The organism is Streptosporangium sp. NPDC050284 (genome assembly GCF_044459525.1).
Classification (GTDB): domain Bacteria; phylum Actinomycetota; class Actinomycetes; order Streptosporangiales; family Streptosporangiaceae; genus Streptosporangium.
Genome location: NZ_JBITIZ010000001.1, coordinates 889401 through 905720 on the forward strand (window position 1 = coordinate 889401; position 16320 = coordinate 905720).

A 16320-nucleotide genomic window follows, 5' to 3' on the forward strand; every position below is an offset into this window, starting at 1 on the left:
CCAACCCTAGAGAGCTCAGAAGAACGAAGGAACCCGATCGGAGGCGGCGCGCCCGGGACCGAACGTCCGCCATACCCATACTTGCGCACCCACCATGACCGGCGCGAAGGGCAGAATCATGACACTCAGCACATTCAGCGTCCCGGCGGGCGCCGTACGGTCGAGCAGCCAGGGGGCGAGTACGGCGAGCAGCACCGCGACGGGCGCCGCGGCGGCGCACGCGGAGAGCAGGAGCGCCCGTCCGGTGCGGCGCGCGCCGGTCACCTGTCCGGGCAGCCGCCACGAGGCGAACGTCCAGCCGTGGAAGGCGAGCAGCGCGGCGACCGCCAGCCCGCCGACCAGCCCCGGCAGGCTGATCGGGGACCCCACCAGGCCGCCGGCCACCGCGACCAGGGCCATGCCCCAGCTCAACGCCAGGCCGTACGAGCCGATGACGATCGCCCAGTCCCAGGTCGTCCGCCACGCGCTCCCGTCGGCGCGGCGGCGGAACCAGAGCCCGGCGTCGCGCACGATCCACGACACCAGCAGGGAGACCACCAGCGGGTAGAGGCCGAACAGCACATCTCCCTCGATCGAGGGGAAGACGCCGAACAGGACGCCCGCCACGGCCACCAGCCACACCTCGTTGGCGAGGACGAACGGCGCCATGGCGGCGACGATCTCGTCTCGGTCCCTCCTCGTCCTGCCGAGTACGGGTAACAGCATGCCCAGGCCGATGTCGAAGCCCTCCAGGGCGAAGTAGCCGATCAGCAGGAGGGCGAACACGCCGAGCCAGAGGATGTCCACGGTCTGTCTCCCTAGTGGCTGAGCGCGTGTGCGCGCTCGGTGGGGTCGGCCGGTGCGTCCGCGCCGAGGGTGGTGGCGGCGGGTCCGCGCCGTACGGTGCGGGCGATCAGCACGTAGTCGATCACCGCGAGCAGGGCGAGCACGCCGCCGAAGGCGATGAGCGAGACGGTGACCATCTGGGAGGTGAGGCCGGGGGACATGGCGTCGGCGACGGTCAGCCTCCCGTTGATCATCCAGGGCTGCCTGCCGGACTCCCTCGCCAGCCAGCCCAGGATCGCCGCCACGAACGGCAGCGGGGTGATCGCGATCAGCAGGGGGTGTGCCCAGCGCCAGCGCGGCAGCCAGTACACGGTCGGCGCCAGCACCAACATGATGAGGAACTGGAGCAGCTGGCCGATCGCGATCATGAAGCCGAGCGCCCACGCGGACAGGCCCCCGCCGTTGAACTTGTCCGGCTGGAACAGGGAGATCGGGCCGAACTGGGCGTAGCCGAAGCCGACCGTGATCAGCGAGCCGACGAGCGAGGTGATCACTCCCGTGCGGAGCGAGCTCGTGAAGAACTCCCGCTCGGCGGTGCGCCGGAACAACTGGTACGCGCTCGCCCCCATCAGCACGAAACCGCCGGCCCACAGACCGGCGCCGAGTACGTGCGGCAGCGCCATGGTCAGCATCGGGTTGGTGAGCAGCGCGCCGAAGTCGGTCAGGACGAGGTGACCGTCCCCTTCCACGGCTCCGGCGGGGTTCTGCAGGAACGAGTTGGCCACCATGATCCAGAAGGCGGACGCGTAGGCGGTCAGCGTCACCACCCAGATGCACGCCACGTGGAGCCATTTCGGTAGCCGGTGCCAGCCGAAGATCCACAGTCCGAGGAAGGTGGACTCCAGAAAGAACGCGCCGAGCGTCTCGATCGCGAGCGGCGCGCCGAAGACGTCCCCGGCGTAGTGCGAGAGGCCGCTCCAGTTCATGCCGAACTGGAACTCCATCACCAGCCCGGTGAGGATGCCGAGCGCGTAGTTGATCACGTAGATCTGGCCCCAGAAGCGGGTCGCCCTTTCGTGGACCGGCTTGCCGGTGATGGCGTAGCGGGTGTGCATGATCGCGATCAGGGGGGCCAGGCCCAGGGTCAGCACGACGAACAGGAAGTGGAGGCTTCCTGTCACGGCGAACTGCGTCCGGGCCAGGTCGAGCACGTCCACGGACTCACCTCCATTGTTGTGTCTGTCTACCTATAGGCATGCTACATGTAGAACGTCTACATGTAGCATGCCTATACGAGAGGTAGGCTGACGACGTGAGCCAGCGAAGTGAACGAACCGCCGGGTGTGGTGAGACGGGATCCGTCCGGCGGGCGGAGGTGACCGGATGAACACCGACGCGCTCCGCGGTCACATGGACGCCCTGCTGCTCTCCGTGCTCGAGCACGAGCCGCTGCACGGCTACGCGATCATCGAGGCGCTTCAGGCGCGCAGCGGCGGCGCGCTGAACGTGCCGACGGGCACGGTCTACCCGGCGCTGCGGCGGCTGGAGCAGGCCGGATACCTGGCCAGCGAGTGGGCCACGGTGGGCGGGCGCAGGAGGCGCACCTACCGGCTCACCTCCTCGGGGCGCACGGCCCTCGCCGGCGAGCGCTCCGCCTGGCGGGAGTTCGCCGGGGTGATCGGCAGCGTCCTGGAACCGCGCACCACCCGCTGACGCCCTCCTGAGCCGCCCTCAGGCGGTCACGGGGACGGGCCCGCGCCGGGTGATGCTCAGGCAGCGGGAGGCGCAGTACAGCTGTGCGAGCCAGAACACGTAGCTCATCAGCGACGCGACGATCCCCGGCGGATAGTCGCCGAACCCGGCCGGGCCGCGTGAGCCGAACATCAACGCCCCGCACAGCACGAGCATGACCGGCAGCATGGCCCAGACGAACATGGCCAGGGCCCGGGTGACGAGCCGGGGCCGCCTGATCCTGCGCAGCCCTCTGCCCAGCGAGAACAACGCGACCCCGCCGATCACGCCGGTGAGCATCTGGAGCAGGTCCACGCTACGGGCGACCGGGACGAACCAGTCCGGCATGGCCTCGTACGCCGGGGCGGCGGGAAAGATCTTCCAGATCACGCTCCACATGACCGTGGTGAGCGGCACGGTGACGAACAGCAGGGCGGCGAGCCTCCGGCCCGCCGAGTTGGACAGCTCCTCCTGGTAGCCGGGCGCGATCTCGCGGATCGCCCCGAACTCCTCGACCGCGGCCCGCTCGGCCTCCTCACGCCTCAGGCCCTCGCTCTCCAGTGCCTCGGCGGTGTCGAGCAGGCTGTCGCGCGCCTCGGCGATCATGTCGAGCTTCGGTCTCCGAGGACCCCTGAGAGCGCGGCTGAGCCCGGTCACGTAGTCCTCGATGACCTCGGTGCCTGCCATGTGCTCTCCAGTCGCCCGATTTCCATCCAGGGTACGCGTCTCCCATCCTGGTCTTCCGTTCGGAACCCGCGCATCGGGGAGGCCCCTGAGAAGACCCCGAGCCGGCCCAGATCCACCTGCGAATACGCTCGAACCCAGCGGCACCGGTGGGAGGGAGGGGCCCGTCGTGAGGACCAAGGATCTTGAGGTGCGCGAGGGCACGCTGGCGGGTGGCCTGCCGTACTACGCCTTCGGCGATGGCACGCCGCTCGTCGTACTGCGCTGGTTCACCCCCGCCCACACCAACCCGACCGGACTGGTGCGCGGCCTGGAACTGCGGGTGCTGGCCCCGCTGGCACGCCACTTCCGGCTGTACGCCGTCGGCCGCGCCCCCGGCATGGCCCAGGGAACCACCATGGCCGACATCGCCGCCCGCCACGCCGATGCCCTGCACGCGCGGTTCGGCGGGCCCGTCGACGTGATGGGCCTGTCGTCGGGAGGCTCGGTGGCGCTGCAGCTGGCGGCCGACCGTCCGGACGCGGTCCGCGCGCTGGTCGTGGCGGGGGCGGCCTGCAGGCTCACGCCGCGCGTCAGGCGGCTCCAGCGCCGTTACACCGAGGCGGTCGCCGCCGGGCGGCGCGGCCTGCAGCACCAGGCGGTCACGACCGTCGCCTCGCCCGCGGGGCAGGCCCTCGCCGGGGTACTGCTGTGGCTGCTGGATCCGCTGGCACGCCCCGACGACCCTCGCGACATGCTCGCCTTCGCCCACGCCGAGGAGAGGTTCGACCTGACCGGCCGTCTCGCCGACATCGCCGCCCCCACCCTGGTCATCGGCGGCGAGAGAGATCTGGACTACCCGGTCGAGCTCTTCAGGCGGACCGCCGAGGGGGTCTGCGACGGTCGCCTGATCACCTATCCGGGCCTCGGCCACCTGGGAGCCTTCCGCAGCGGGCGGTTCGCGGAAGACGTCACGGCCTTCCTGACGGGAACCGGCCCGGGTGAGAGCACCCGCACGACCTCCTGACCGCCACGGCTCCCCGCCCTTCCCCGCCCCCGGCTCGCACGGCCGGACCCCCGATGGGCCGTCCGGCCGCACGAAAAGCTCTCACCCGTGGTCGGGGGAGCGCCACAGGGACCACCAGCGCGTCCCGCGCGGGACGACGGCGAGCGCGCAGCCGCTCATCCTGAGTCCTTCCGGGTGGCGGATGCCGGTGAAGAGGCAGGTGCTGAGATCCAGGTCGGCGAGTTCCAGCTCCTCGGCGTCCACCTCGTGCAGCGAGGTCACCCTGGCGCCGTCCCGGCCCCTTACCGTGGCGGGGCCGCGCAGGGTCGCCCCCTCCAGGTCGGCCTCGGCGTCGTCGAGCCGGACGTTCAACCGCCCGCCCACCTCCAGGCGCCGCAGGTCCACCGAGCACCCGCCCGTGGTCACGTCGAGTCCCTTGCCCGCCCACGCCCCGGCGAGGGTGAGGTGGCGGCCGACCGAGATCGGGGCCAGGTAGCCGCCCGCAGAGAAACGCGCGCCGTCGAACCCGGCCAGCCCGCCGAAGCTCGTCTTGCGGAAGGACACCGTACGGCGGAACCTGCACCCTCGCAGGGTCGCGTCGCCCGCGAAGCCGGTGCCGTCGAAGGTGACGAAGCCATGGAAGTCGGCGCACTCGAAGGACGCGGTCCGGTCGAAGAGGGCGGCACCGAACAGGGCGTCACCGTCGATGGAGACCCGGTCGAAGGCCGCGTGCCCGGTGACGGCGACACCGTGCAGGGACAACCCCCGGTCGAACCTCGCCTCTCTGAAGGAGGCGTTGCGTGCGAAACGGGCGTTGAAGAACGAGGCGAGACGCCGGAAGTGCGCGTGGTCGAAGGAGACGTCCCCGCCGAACGTGATGTCGCCGAACCGTACGCTCTCGGGAAAGGTCGCCCAGTCGAACCGGGCCCTGCCCAGGCGCCCTCGGGTGGCGGTGAGGATCCGCTCCAGCAGGTCCCTGCCGACGACGGTGGCCCGCAGGTCGACGGCGGAACCGGGGGAGAGGCCGCGGACAACCTCGTCGAGCTCGGCGGTGTCCAGATGTGCCAGGCATCGCCCGTACGGTTGCCGCGCGGATCCGGCGCACTCGGGGGAGGCGGCGCAGGTGACCCAACCCACGTCCAGAGTTCTCATAATTCCAGTGATACCCGCGAACGCCGGGACAAGCGACTTCTAGGTCAAGGAAAGCCATATCTGACCGGGTCGGATAGACATGAAGTGTCAATATTCGGGATTTCACTATCTATCCACTTATATGTGAGTGATAAGCAATGCATGGAGCCTTACGCTCCGGTTCATGCGTGCTTCAACCCGGGCGTTCGCCGCCCTCGTGGCCGCCTGCCTCGCCACCGGCGGCGTCGCGGCCCTCGCCTCATCCCCGGCCCTGGCGGAACCGGGCACCGTTGTCATCAGCCAGGTCTACGGCGGTGGCGGCAACGCCGGAGCACCGCTCGCCAACGACTACGTCGAGCTGTTCAACCGCAGCGCCGCGCCCGTCGCCCTGGACGGCTGGTCCGTCCAGTACGCGAGCGCCACCGGTACGGGAAACTTCGGCGCCAACCCGGTCGTCCCCCTGGCGGGCACCCTCGCGCCCGGCCAGTACCACCTGGTCCAGCTGGCCGGAGGCGCCAACGGCTCCCCGCTGCCCGCCGCGGACACCACAGGAACGATCAACCTGAGCGGCTCCGCGGGCAAGGTGGCCCTGGTCCGCTCGGCCACGGGCCTGGCGTGCAACGGCGGCTCCGCTCCCTGCTCGCCGGAGCAGACGACACTCATCGCCGACCTGATCGGGTACGGCGGCGCCAACTACTTCGAGGGCACCGCCGCCCCCGCCCTCGCGGTCGCCCTGGCGGGCCTGCGCAAGGACCACGGCTGCGCCGACACCGACGTCAACGGTGACGACGTGGAGACAGGAGACCCGGCGCCGCGTAACCGGGCGACCACCCCCGCGCCCTGCGGCGACGTCGAGCCGACCCCCACCCCCACGCCGACCCCGACGGTGGAGCCCACGCCGACCCCCACCCCGACTCCCACGCCGCCGGGGGAGCCGTGCGAGATTCCGGTCACCCACCAGATCGCCCAGGTGCAGGGGAGCGGTGACGTCAGCCCGCTGGCCGGCCAGACCGTCCGCGTCGAGGGCGTCGTGACCGCCGATCTCCAGAAGAGCACGCAGCTCAGCGGCTTCTTCCTGCAGGACCCGACCCCCGACTCCGACCCGGCCACCTCCGAGGGGCTGTTCGCCTTCGCCCGCGACTCCTTCAAGGACGTCAAGGTCGGCGACCGCGTCCTGGTCACCGGCAGGGTCATAGAGTTCAACGGCTGGACCGAGCTGTCGCCGGTCACCGCGGTGGACGTCTGCGGAAAGGGCACCATCACCCCTGTCAGGCAGAAGCTGCCGCTCGCCGAGGGCGCCACCTTCGAGCCCGTCGAGAGCATGCTCGTCACCTTCCCCGAGCTGCTCACCGTCAACGACCACTACAACCTGGGCCGCTACGGCGAGGTCACCGTCGCCTCCGGGGGGCGCGTGTTCCAGCCGACCGACAGGGCGGGGGTGGACGCCGCCAAGAACGCGCGGCGCACCCTGCTGCTGGACGACGGCTCCACGGTGGAGAACCCGCCGACGATCCCCTACACCGACCCGCGCACCGTCCGCCTTGGTGACACCGCGCTCGGCGTCACCGGCGTGATGGGGTACGGCTTCGGCAAGTACCGCCTCCAGCCGACGAAGCAGGTCAACTTCCTGCGGACCAACCCGCGCCTGCCCGCACCGTTCCCGGTCGTCGGCAACGTCAAGGTGGCCAGCCTCAACACGCTCAACTGGTTCACCACCCTCGGCTCGCGCGGTGCGAGCAACGCCCCCGAGCAGCAGCGCCAGCTGACCAAGCTGGTCGCCGCGCTGAAGGGCATGAACGCCGACGTCGTCGGCCTCATGGAGGTCCAGAACAACGGCCAGACCGCGGTGCAGGCCCTGGTCGACGCGCTCAACGCCGAGGTCGGCGCGGGCACCTACGCGGCGATCACCCACCCCTACCCCGGCACCGACGTGATCCATGTGACCGCCATCTACAAGCCGGGCAAGGTCGAGCCGGTGGGGGCCGCGCGCTCCTCCACCGACCCGGTCTTCCGCAGGCCCCCGCTGATCCAGACCTTCCGCAGGGTCCAGGGCGGCCAGTCCTTCACCGTGCTGGTCAACCACTTCAAGTCCAAGGGCTGCGACGCGCAGGCCGTGGGCCCCGACGCCGACCAGGGTGACGGGCAGAGCTGCTACAACGGCGAGCGCATCCGCCAGGCGCAGGCGACGCTGGGCCTGATCAACAGCCTGAACCTGACCAACCCGCTCGTCCTCGGTGACCTCAACGCCTACGGCGAGGAGGACCCGATCGACACCCTGGAGGCGGCGGGTCTGACCAGCGTGACCAAGAGGTTCGTCCCGGCGCCGCTGCGCTACAGCTACCTCTTCGACGGACTGGTCGGCGAGCTGGACCACGCCCTGGTCGGCAAGGACCTGCTCAAGCGCGTGACCAGCGCGACGATCTGGCACATCAACGCCGACGAGAGCCGGATCCTCGACTACAACACCGAGTTCAACCCGCCGAGCCTCTACCAGCCCGACGCGTTCCGCTCCTCCGACCACGACCCCGTGATCATCGGACTGACGCTGACCGGTGGAAAGCGCTGATCACGACCACGAGACATTGACGCGAGACCTCCGCGGGGCGGCCCCGCGGAGGTCTCGCCGTATGGCCGGGCCCGGATCGTCCCGGCCGGCGAGGGGCGTGGGGGCGGCCCTCGCCCTCGCCCTTGTCCTCGTCCTCGGCTTCCGGTTCCGGTGGACAGGAGACGCCCGATGCGATGCGCGACGCCGGACGGCGAGCCGTGTGAGGAGCATGCCCGGCGGGATGGCGGGATGGAATGCGCGGGGAGGGGAAGTGGTTATGCCAGCCATACAGACGTGAACGACAGAAGGAGCCACCGGTGGCCACCATCGAGGTAACCGAGAAGAACTTCAACGACATCGCCGACGAGGGGATCGTCCTGCTGGACTTCTGGGCGGCCTGGTGCGGACCGTGCCGCACCTTCGGGCCGATTTTCGAGAAGTCGTCGGCGAAGCACACCGACATCAAGTTCGGCAAGATCGACACTGAGGCCGAGCAGGCGCTCGCGCAGGGGTTCGAGATCACCTCGATTCCGACGATCATGGCCATTCGTGATGGCATCGTCGTCTTCGCCCAGCCGGGCGCGCTGCCCGAGCCCGCCCTTGAGGACCTCATCGGCCAGGTTCGCGCGCTCGACATGGACGCGATCCGCGCCGAGCTCGCCAACGAGCTGGGCGCGCAGAAGGGCTGATGCCCGGCTCCCGATCACGTGAAAGCCCCGCGCCACCGGAGGAAGACCGATGGAGCGGGGCTTTCACGTGATCGAGAGTCGGTCGGTGAGATCAGACCGAACGGTAGAGCTCGGCCACCCTGAAGGCGAGGTCAAGTGACTGGCCGCGGTTGAGGCGCGGGTCGCAGGCCGTCTCGTAGCGCCTGGCGAGGTCGTTCTCGACGATCTCGGCGCCGCCGCCCACGCACTCGGTGACGTCGTCGCCGGTGAACTCGATGTGGACGCCGCCCGGGTGGGTGCCGAGCGCGCGGTGCACCTCGAAGAAGCCCGCCACCTCGTTCAGGACGTCGTCCAGACGGCGGGTCTTGTGGCCGCTGGGCGCCTCGAAGGTGTTGCCGTGCATGGGGTCGCAGATCCACGCCACCTGGGCGCCGCTCGCGGTCACCTTCTCCACCAGCTCGGGGAGGTGCTCGCGGATCTTCGACGCGCCCATCCGGGTGATGAAGGTGAGCCGTCCGGCCTCGTTGTCGGGGTTGAGCTTCTCGATCAGCGCGAGGGCGTCCTCGGAGCTGGTCGTCGGGCCGAGCTTGACGCCGATCGGGTTGCGGATGCTGGCGAAGAACTCCAGGTGGGCGCCGTCGAGCTGGCGGGTGCGCTCGCCGATCCAGACCATGTGCGCCGAGACGTCGTACGGCCGGCCGGTCCGCGAGTCGATCCGGGTGAGCGCCTGATCGTAGTCGAGGATCAGCGCCTCGTGCGAGGAGTAGAACTCGACGGTGTGGAACTCCTCGGGCTCCGCCCCGCAGGCGCGCATGAAGGCGAGCGCCTGGTCGATCTCACGGGCGAGCTGCTCGTAGCGCTTGCCGGCCGGGGACTCGATCACGAAGTCCTGGTTCCAGGCGTGCACCTGGCGCAGGTCGGCGTAACCGCCCTTGGTGAAGGCGCGGACCAGGTTGAGCGTCACCGCCGAGGAGTGGTACGCCCGCAGCAGTCGCCAGGGGTCGGGAACGCGGGACTCGGGGGTGAACTCGAAGCCGTTGACCATGTCGCCCCGGTAGGCGGGCAGCTCGACACCGTCGCGGATCTCGGTGTTCTTCGAGCGCGGCTTGGCGAACTGCCCGGCCATCCGGCCGATCTTCACCACGGGGACCTTCGCCGCGTAGGTCAGCACGATGGCCATCTGGAGCAGTGTCTTGAGCTTGTTGCGCACGTCGTCGGCGGTGGCGCCGGCGAAGGTCTCGGCGCAGTCTCCGCCCTGGAGGACGAAGGCCTCTCCCCGCGCCACCGCCGCGAGGTCGGCCTTGAGGTTGTCGCACTCGCCCGCGAAGACGAGGGGCGGGAGGCCCTTCAGCTCGGTGACGACCTTGTCCAGCTCGCCACGGTCGGGCCACTCGGGCTGCTGCGCCGCGGGCAGCCGCCGCCAGGATTCGAGGTTGATGCTCACGACATACCAGGCTATTGCAACCGGGTGTTAGAACAGACCCGATCGTCCACCCAGTGAGAAGGACTTTATACCTGGTGAGATTCCGTGGGGCTGGAAACATGCTCCTGAAGGACGCCGAACCCGACAAAACGCCTGGCCAGGAAGCCGATGAGCGGAAGGCGGGAGATGTCGCGCGGTAGCCGCACCGGCCGGCCGCGCCCGCTCAGCGTCGGGCGGATCAGCCGGCTCTGGACGACGCGCTGGGCGAACTGAGTGATCATGGTGGGCGGGGTGCGCCGCCGCTGGACCCTGGCGAGCAGGGATTCGGGGATCTCGGCCCCGGAGGCGAGCGGCCCGGCCAGCAGGTTGGCGGCGGCGACCGCGTCCTGTACGGCGAGGTTGATGCCGACGCCGAAGATCGGCGACATGGCGTGCGCGGCGTCGCCGATGACCAGCAGGCCGGGGCGGTGCCAGCGGCGCAGCCGGTTGAGCGCGACCGAGAGCACGCTGACCTCCCCGAAGTCCCGCAGCCGCCCGACCCGGTCGTCGAGGAAGGGCAGGAGTCTGGCGACCGGCCCGCGCAGCGCCTCGATCCCCTCCGAGCGCAGGGTTTCGAAGCCGCCCTTTTCGATCAGGTAGGCGAGCTGCCAGTAGGTCTCACGGTTGATCGACACCATCATGTGGCCGTTGGAGAGCCGCAGGAACGTCTTGTCGGGATCGGAGGGCTCGCGCGGCAGCCGGAACCAGACCACGTCCATGGGGGCGCTGTGCTCAACGGGAACGAGCCCGGCGGCCCGGCGTACGTCGGAGTGGCGGCCGTCGGCGGCCACGGTGAGGGTCGCGCGCAGTTCGTGCTCGCCCGAGGGGTCTCGGTAGCGGACCCCGCGCACCGCGTCGCCCTCGCGGATCACCCCGTACACCTCGGCCTTCATGACGAGGCGGAAGTTCGGGTAGCGCCCGGCGGCGGTGGTGAGCAGGTCGAGGAACTCCCACTGCGGGACAAAGGCGATGTATTGATATTTGCCTTTGAGTCGCCTCAGATTGGCGATTGGCACCGTGGCGTCGTCGGTGTGGATCTCCATCCCGTACGCCTTGCGGTGCGGCAGCCGGTGGAACTGCTCGGCCAGCCCCAGCTCGTCGAGGATCTGGAGGGTCGAGGGGTGGATGGTGTCGCCCCTGAAGTCCCGCAGGAAGTCCTCGTGTTTCTCCAGGAGCGTCACCTCGACGCCTGCCCTCGCCAGCAGCAGCGCCAGCATCGCCCCCGCCGGGCCGCCCCCGGCGATCACGCATGTGTTTCTCCGCATAATTCATCACCTAGTGAAATTCTGACACAGGACCCGGGGGAAGGAAAGCAGGTTGGGGGGCGATAGTGGTGATCAAAGCTTTTCGCCTCGGACCGTCTTCCCGAGGGCGCGTATCCTGACCTCCGGTCTGGCCATGCCCGTTCCGCTGCCACGGAACCGTCGATGTGAAGGGCGTTCGCGGGCGGTGAGAACCGGTGAGAACCGGTGAGAACGAGGAAGGCGAGGGAAGGTGGCCGAGGTCTGGAAGGTGGCTGCGGCGATCGCGGGGGGCCTGCTGATGCTCTGGCTCACCCTCGCCGTCTTCCTGGTGATCGCGCGCCCCAGAGGCGGCGCCCTGGGCGAGGCGTTGCGCCTACTGCCCGATCTGCTCCGCCTGGTCACCAGGCTCGCGCGCGACGACGGCCTGCCTCGCGGGGTGCGGGTCCGGCTGTGGCTGCTGCTGGGCTACCTGGCACTGCCCATCGACCTGATCCCCGACTTCATCCCGGTGCTCGGCTACGCCGACGACGCGATCGTCGTCGCCTTCGTCCTGCGGTCGGTCGTCAGACGTGCGGGTCCCGACGCGCTGGCAGGACACTGGCCCGGTACGCCCGAAGGGCTCGCCGTCGTTCGGCGCCTCGTCGGAGAGCCGGGATAGTCGCGAGTCGCGCCTCCCGCACCGGTGGACGGCGACGAGCGGCTCAGGTCATCTGAGCGACGCGGGTCACGGCGCCGCCGAGAGCTTGTCGAGGGCTTCGAGCACGTCGGCGGCGCAGCGGTCCCGCAGAGGGGCGTACTCCTTCTCCGGATACTGGCGGGGGCCGTTCTCGATCAGGATCATCAGCGCCAGATAGAGGCGGTAGAGGACCATCCGGGTACGGGCGGGGCCGGTGAACTCCACGACGCCGCCCGCGTCGCGGTATCCGGCGACGATCGGATCGGACTCCTCCAGCTCGCCGAAGATCGTCGGGGCGACGAAGTCGGCGAGCGGGTCACCCCAGAAGGCCCGCTCGTGGTCGATGATCGCCTGGATGCGCGGTGTCTCGTCGCGGGTCAGGAAGACGTTGCCCGACCCCAGGTCGAAGTGGACGAGGCAGGGGGTCACGACCTCCTCCAACGCGCTCGCGCCTGCCTCGATCGCCGCCGCGATCTCGGACACCGGCCTCGGCAGCGGGGTGGCGTAGCGGCCCGCGTCGGCCAGGATCGCATCGGTCATCACCAGGAACGCCTCCCGCCACGTGCCGCCGGTCAGACCCGCGTACGGGTAGCCGTAGACGTCGCCGGTGATCGCGTGCAGCCTGGCCAGGTGGCCGCCGAGCTCCCTGCGCAGGGCCCGCCGGTCGGCCTTCGCCGGTTTCGCCTGGCTCCACGGCACCCCGTCGAGGGCGGACAGGACCAGGTAGTCGCCGCCCAGCACCGGATCGTCGAACCCGGCGCGCAGCAGCTCGGGGACCGGAATTCCCGCCTGAGCGGCCAGACCGTAGACCGTGGCCTCGGTACGCAACAGGTTGCGCTCGTAGCGCAGCTGCTCCAGCTCTGGTGGCGGTGACAGTTTCAGTACCACCTCCCGCCCGTCCAGCAGGGTGAGCCGCCACACGGCGTTGGCGAAGCCGCCGGTGAGCTCGGTGGCGGAGGAGAGGCCGCCCCCCAGGGCCCGCCGCGCCAGCGCGTCGAGCTGGGCGAGCGTGAGCGGGCGTTTCGTTCTGCTGTCCATGTCCTACCTCGTCCTGCCTCGGCGCGGCTGGGGAACGGTGGTGCGGCCTGGACGTGGCGCGCCGGGCAGGGGAGGAAGGTGGGCGCCGGCCTTTGAGGGCAGGTCAGGCGGAGTCGCGCTCGATCAGGTGGGTGTCCAGTATGACCACCGGCTGCTCCAGCTGCTCGCCGTTGATGCGGGCGACGAGCAGATGGGCCATCTGCCGGCCCATCGACTCGGTGGGCTGGTGCACGGTGGTCAAAGCGGGCGAGGAGTGCGCCCCCGCGGGGGAGTCGTCGAAGCCGATCACCGCCACGTCATCGGGAATCGACTTTCCCGCCTCGCGCAGCACACGCATCGCGCCCAGCGCCATCGGATCGGAGGCGGTGAAGACGGCGTCGAGGTCCTGGTGTTCGGCGAGGAGCCTGTGCATCGCGGCCATGCCGCTCTCCTCGCTGAAGTCGCCGTACGTCACCATCTCGCTCACGCCGGTCGCGATCAGCGCGTCGCGGTAGCCCGCGAGCCGGTCGACGCCCACCCCCATGTCCTGGGTGCCCGCGATGGTGGCGATCCGGCGGCGGCCCTTGCTCAGCAGGTATTTGACCGCCTGCCTGGCCCCGGCCCGGTTGTCGACGTCGACGTAGCTGTAGGGGGTGAGGCCGACCGGCCGACCGCCGATGACGGTCGGCACGCCCATCGCCTCCAGCCGCCCCGGCAGCGGGTCGGCGCCGTGCAGAGAGATCAGCAGCACCCCGTCGACGTGCTGCCCGGTCAGATAGTGCTCCAGCCGCTCGTGCTCCTGCGCCGACTGCGCCATCGCGAGGATCAGTTGCAGGCCGGTCTCCGACAGGGCCGAGCCGATGCCGCGGATGGTCCCGGCGAAGTACGGCTCGTCGAAGACCCTCAGTTCCGACTCCGAGACGACCAGTGCCACGGTGTCGGTGCGCCGGGTGACCAGCGCGCGGGCCGCCCGGTTGGGCACGTAGCCCAACTCCTGGATCGCCCGCAGCACGGCGTCGCGAGCCCTCTCGCTCACTTTCGGCGAGCCGTTGATGACCCGCGACACCGTGCCCCGGCCGACACCTGCCAGGGCCGCGACCGCCTCAAGCGTCGGACGACGGTCGCCGTTCATGTGATTGTGCCCCCAGTGATGAATTTCCGGGCCCCTATTCTGCCGGACCGCTCAGGCCTCCACGCCTGATGGTCCCGGCATACCAGAGAGCGCTCTCTTTGGGAACTCTAATCTGGGTCTCATAATCGACGTGTACCAGCCCGAACCGCTTGCCGTACCCCCACGCCCACTCGAAGTTGTCCATCAGCGACCAGGCGAAGTAGCCCTCCAGCGGGATCCCGGCCTCGATGGCGGCGTGGCAGGTGCGCAGGTGGGCGTCGAAGTAGTCGACCCGGTCGCGGTCGTGGACGACCCCGTCGGGGCCCACGACGTCGTCGAAGGCCGCGCCGTTCTCGGAGATGATCAGGGGGACGCGCGGGTACTCGGTGGTCAGCCGGTGCAGGATCTCCAGCAGCCCCGACTGGTCGATCTCCCAGCCCATGGCCGTCACGGGCCGCCCGCCCTCGACGAACGACACGTGCTCGCTACCGACCCAGGGCGACCCGCTGTCGGTGGGCGCCGCCGCGGCCGACGCGGCGCCGCCGGGGGTTCCCGAGACGGTGAAGCGGCTGTAGTAGTTGATCAGCAGCTTGTCCAGCGGCGTTGAGATGATCTCCATGTCCCCGTCGTGGACGAGCCCTTCGGGCCGGCCGAGGTCCTCCAGGACGTCGTCGGGGTACTCGCCCTTGAGCAGGGCGTCCAGGAAGAAACGGTTCTGCAGCCCGTCGATGCGGCGGGCGGCGTCCTGGTCGGCCTCCGAGGAGGTCTGGGGCGAGATCGCGTACAGGTTGACGCAGCCGCCGATCATGCTCTCGGGCCGCTGGGCACGGATCGCCTGCGCGGCCAGGCCGTGCGCGAGCAGGAGGTGGTGGGCGGCGTACACGGCCTTTTCCGGCTCACGCCGGCCGGGGGCGTGCTCTCCCGAGGCGTACCCGAGGTACGCCGAGCACCAGGGCTCGTTGACCGTGCTCCAGTTGCGGACCCGGTCGCTCAGCGCGTCGTGCACGGCCACCGCGTAGTCGGCGAAGCGCTTCGACGTGTCCCGTGCGGGCCAGCCGCCCGCGTCTTCCAGGGGCTGGGGCAGGTCCCAGTGGTAGAGCGTCACCCACGGGTCGACGCCCCGGGAGAGGAGTTCGTCGACCAGGCGGCTGTAGAAGTCGATGCCCGCGGGGTTGACGGCCCCGCGCCCCTCGGGCTGGATCCGGGGCCAGGAGACGGAGAACCGATACGCGCTGAGGCCGAGTTCGGCCATCATCCGCACGTCGTCCCGGTAGCGGTTGTAATGGTCGATGGCGATGTCGGCGTGCTCGCCGTTCACCACCTTTCCCGGCTGCTTGACGAAGGTGTCCCAGATGGAGCGGCCTCGGCCGCCCTCCGAGACAGCGCCCTCGATCTGGTAGGCGGAGGTGGCCGCACCCCAGACGAAGTTCGTCGGAAACATTAGATCCGGGCTCTTGATCCGCGTCTCTTGCGTGGTCACGCCTTGACCGCACCTTCCATGAGTCCGCCGACGATCTGGCGGCCGAACGCGATGAAAACGATGAACAGCGGCAGGACCGATGCCGCGGTGCCGGTGAACAGCATCACGTAGTCGGTTCCGTGGGCCTGGTTGAGCGCCGCGATCGAGGTCTGGACCACCGGGTTGTCCGGGTTCAGCACGATCAACGGCCACATGAACTCGTTCCAGGTCTGCATGAAGACCAGGAGCGTGAGCACCGCCATACCCGGCCGGAGCGCCGGGAGGATGACGTTGAGATAGATGCGCATGGTGGAGGCGCCGTCGACACGGGCCGCCTCGACCAGTTCGTCCGGCACCGCCTGGGTGGCGTACTGGGTCATCATGAAGACCCCGAAGCCGTTGACCAGGAAGGGCAGGATCACCGCCTTCAGCTGACCGGTCCAGCCGAGCGTGACCATGAGCTCGTACAGCGGCACGACGCCCATCTGCTGGAGCGGGACCATCATCGTCACCAGGATCAGGCCCAGCAGGATCTTGCTGCCCTTGAAGCGCAGTTTCGCGAAGGCGAAGCCGGCGAGGGTGGAGATCAGCACGACCGAGACCGTCACGGTGACCGAGACGATGGCCGAGTTGATCAGGCCGGTCATGAAGTAGGCGTCCTCGGTGGACAGCAGTCGCGCGATGTTCTCACCGAGGTGGCCGCCGGGGAACAGCGGCGGGGGTACGTCGATGGCCTCCTCGTTGGTCCGGGTGGCCATGATGAACATGTAGTAGATGGGGAACGCCGACAGCACGAGGGCGAAGGCCAGGACGACCTTCGTCATCGGGCCCGCGTCCCAGAT

Annotated in this window: 15 protein-coding genes; 5 read left to right on the top strand and 10 right to left on the bottom strand. The window is 69.7% G+C overall.

Annotated features, from left to right (window positions below; genetic code table 11):
• Positions 1 to 15: 15 nt before the first annotated feature.
• Positions 16 to 786 (bottom strand): cytochrome d ubiquinol oxidase subunit II, encoded by a 771-nt coding sequence (locus ACIBH4_RS03825; protein ID WP_362765569.1) that lies wholly within the window; start codon positions 784 to 786, stop codon positions 16 to 18.
• An 11-nt stretch (positions 787 to 797) separates the two neighbouring features.
• On the bottom strand, positions 798 to 1982 hold the full coding sequence (locus tag ACIBH4_RS03830) for a cytochrome ubiquinol oxidase subunit I (protein ID WP_362505688.1): 1185 nt from the start codon (positions 1980 to 1982) through the stop codon (positions 798 to 800).
• 166 nt (positions 1983 to 2148) lie between these two features.
• Here ACIBH4_RS03830 and ACIBH4_RS03835 point away from each other — a divergent pair, with 166 nt between their 5' ends.
• Positions 2149 to 2478 (top strand): helix-turn-helix transcriptional regulator, encoded by a 330-nt coding sequence (locus tag ACIBH4_RS03835; RefSeq protein WP_362505691.1) that lies wholly within the window; start codon positions 2149 to 2151, stop codon positions 2476 to 2478.
• Between the two features lie 18 nt (positions 2479 to 2496).
• On the opposite strand, the gene ACIBH4_RS03840 is transcribed toward ACIBH4_RS03835, so the two are convergent.
• Positions 2497 to 3183 carry a permease prefix domain 1-containing protein gene (locus ACIBH4_RS03840; RefSeq protein ID WP_362765572.1) on the bottom strand — a complete coding sequence of 229 codons (687 nt, stop codon included), beginning with the start codon at positions 3181 to 3183 and terminating at the stop codon, positions 2497 to 2499.
• A 166-nt stretch (positions 3184 to 3349) separates the two neighbouring features.
• On the opposite strand from ACIBH4_RS03840, the gene ACIBH4_RS03845 reads away from it, so the two are divergent.
• Complete coding sequence (locus ACIBH4_RS03845; protein ID WP_362505697.1) at positions 3350 to 4186, top strand: alpha/beta hydrolase; 837 nt, start codon at positions 3350 to 3352, stop codon at positions 4184 to 4186.
• An 81-nt stretch (positions 4187 to 4267) separates the two neighbouring features.
• Here the strand turns inward: ACIBH4_RS03845 and ACIBH4_RS03850 are convergent, their stop codons facing one another.
• Complete coding sequence (locus ACIBH4_RS03850; RefSeq protein WP_362505700.1) at positions 4268 to 5317, bottom strand: pentapeptide repeat-containing protein; 1050 nt, start codon at positions 5315 to 5317, stop codon at positions 4268 to 4270.
• A 163-nt stretch (positions 5318 to 5480) separates the two neighbouring features.
• Between ACIBH4_RS03850 and ACIBH4_RS03855 the strand changes: the two genes are divergently transcribed.
• Positions 5481 to 7862, top strand: a complete 2382-nt coding sequence (locus tag ACIBH4_RS03855) for an ExeM/NucH family extracellular endonuclease (protein ID WP_362505703.1) — start codon at positions 5481 to 5483, stop codon at positions 7860 to 7862.
• A 296-nt stretch (positions 7863 to 8158) separates the two neighbouring features.
• Positions 8159 to 8530 carry a thioredoxin gene (gene trxA / locus ACIBH4_RS03860; protein WP_344748620.1) on the top strand — a complete coding sequence of 124 codons (372 nt, stop codon included), beginning with the start codon at positions 8159 to 8161 and terminating at the stop codon, positions 8528 to 8530.
• 91 nt (positions 8531 to 8621) lie between these two features.
• On the opposite strand, the gene ACIBH4_RS03865 is transcribed toward trxA, so the two are convergent.
• A complete protein-coding gene (locus ACIBH4_RS03865) occupies positions 8622 to 9953 on the bottom strand; it encodes a class II 3-deoxy-7-phosphoheptulonate synthase (protein ID WP_362765575.1) in 1332 nt (443 codons plus the stop codon).
• A 65-nt stretch (positions 9954 to 10018) separates the two neighbouring features.
• Entirely contained in the window at positions 10019 to 11236 is a 1218-nt protein-coding gene (locus ACIBH4_RS03870; protein ID WP_362765578.1) for an FAD-dependent oxidoreductase, read from the bottom strand.
• Positions 11237 to 11465: 229 nt separating this feature from the next.
• On the opposite strand from ACIBH4_RS03870, the gene ACIBH4_RS03875 reads away from it, so the two are divergent.
• Positions 11466 to 11873 (top strand): YkvA family protein, encoded by a 408-nt coding sequence (locus ACIBH4_RS03875; RefSeq protein WP_362505716.1) that lies wholly within the window; start codon positions 11466 to 11468, stop codon positions 11871 to 11873.
• A gap of 66 nt (positions 11874 to 11939) precedes the next feature.
• Here ACIBH4_RS03875 and ACIBH4_RS03880 read toward each other — a convergent pair whose 3' ends face one another.
• The 4 genes from ACIBH4_RS03880 to ACIBH4_RS03895 all read right to left on the bottom strand — a co-directional run bounded on the left by ACIBH4_RS03880 (position 11940) and on the right by ACIBH4_RS03895 (position 16302).
• Complete coding sequence (locus ACIBH4_RS03880; RefSeq protein WP_362505719.1) at positions 11940 to 12929, bottom strand: phosphotransferase; 990 nt, start codon at positions 12927 to 12929, stop codon at positions 11940 to 11942.
• A 103-nt stretch (positions 12930 to 13032) separates the two neighbouring features.
• On the bottom strand, positions 13033 to 14040 hold the full coding sequence (locus ACIBH4_RS03885; RefSeq protein ID WP_362505722.1) for a LacI family DNA-binding transcriptional regulator: 1008 nt from the start codon (positions 14038 to 14040) through the stop codon (positions 13033 to 13035).
• Between the two features lie 34 nt (positions 14041 to 14074).
• Positions 14075 to 15460, bottom strand: coding sequence for a GH1 family beta-glucosidase (locus ACIBH4_RS03890; RefSeq protein WP_362506321.1), 1386 nt, complete (start codon positions 15458 to 15460; stop codon positions 14075 to 14077).
• Between the two features lie 35 nt (positions 15461 to 15495).
• Positions 15496 to 16302, bottom strand: coding sequence for a carbohydrate ABC transporter permease (locus tag ACIBH4_RS03895; protein ID WP_362505725.1), 807 nt, complete (start codon positions 16300 to 16302; stop codon positions 15496 to 15498).
• Positions 16303 to 16320: the final 18 nt, after the last annotated feature.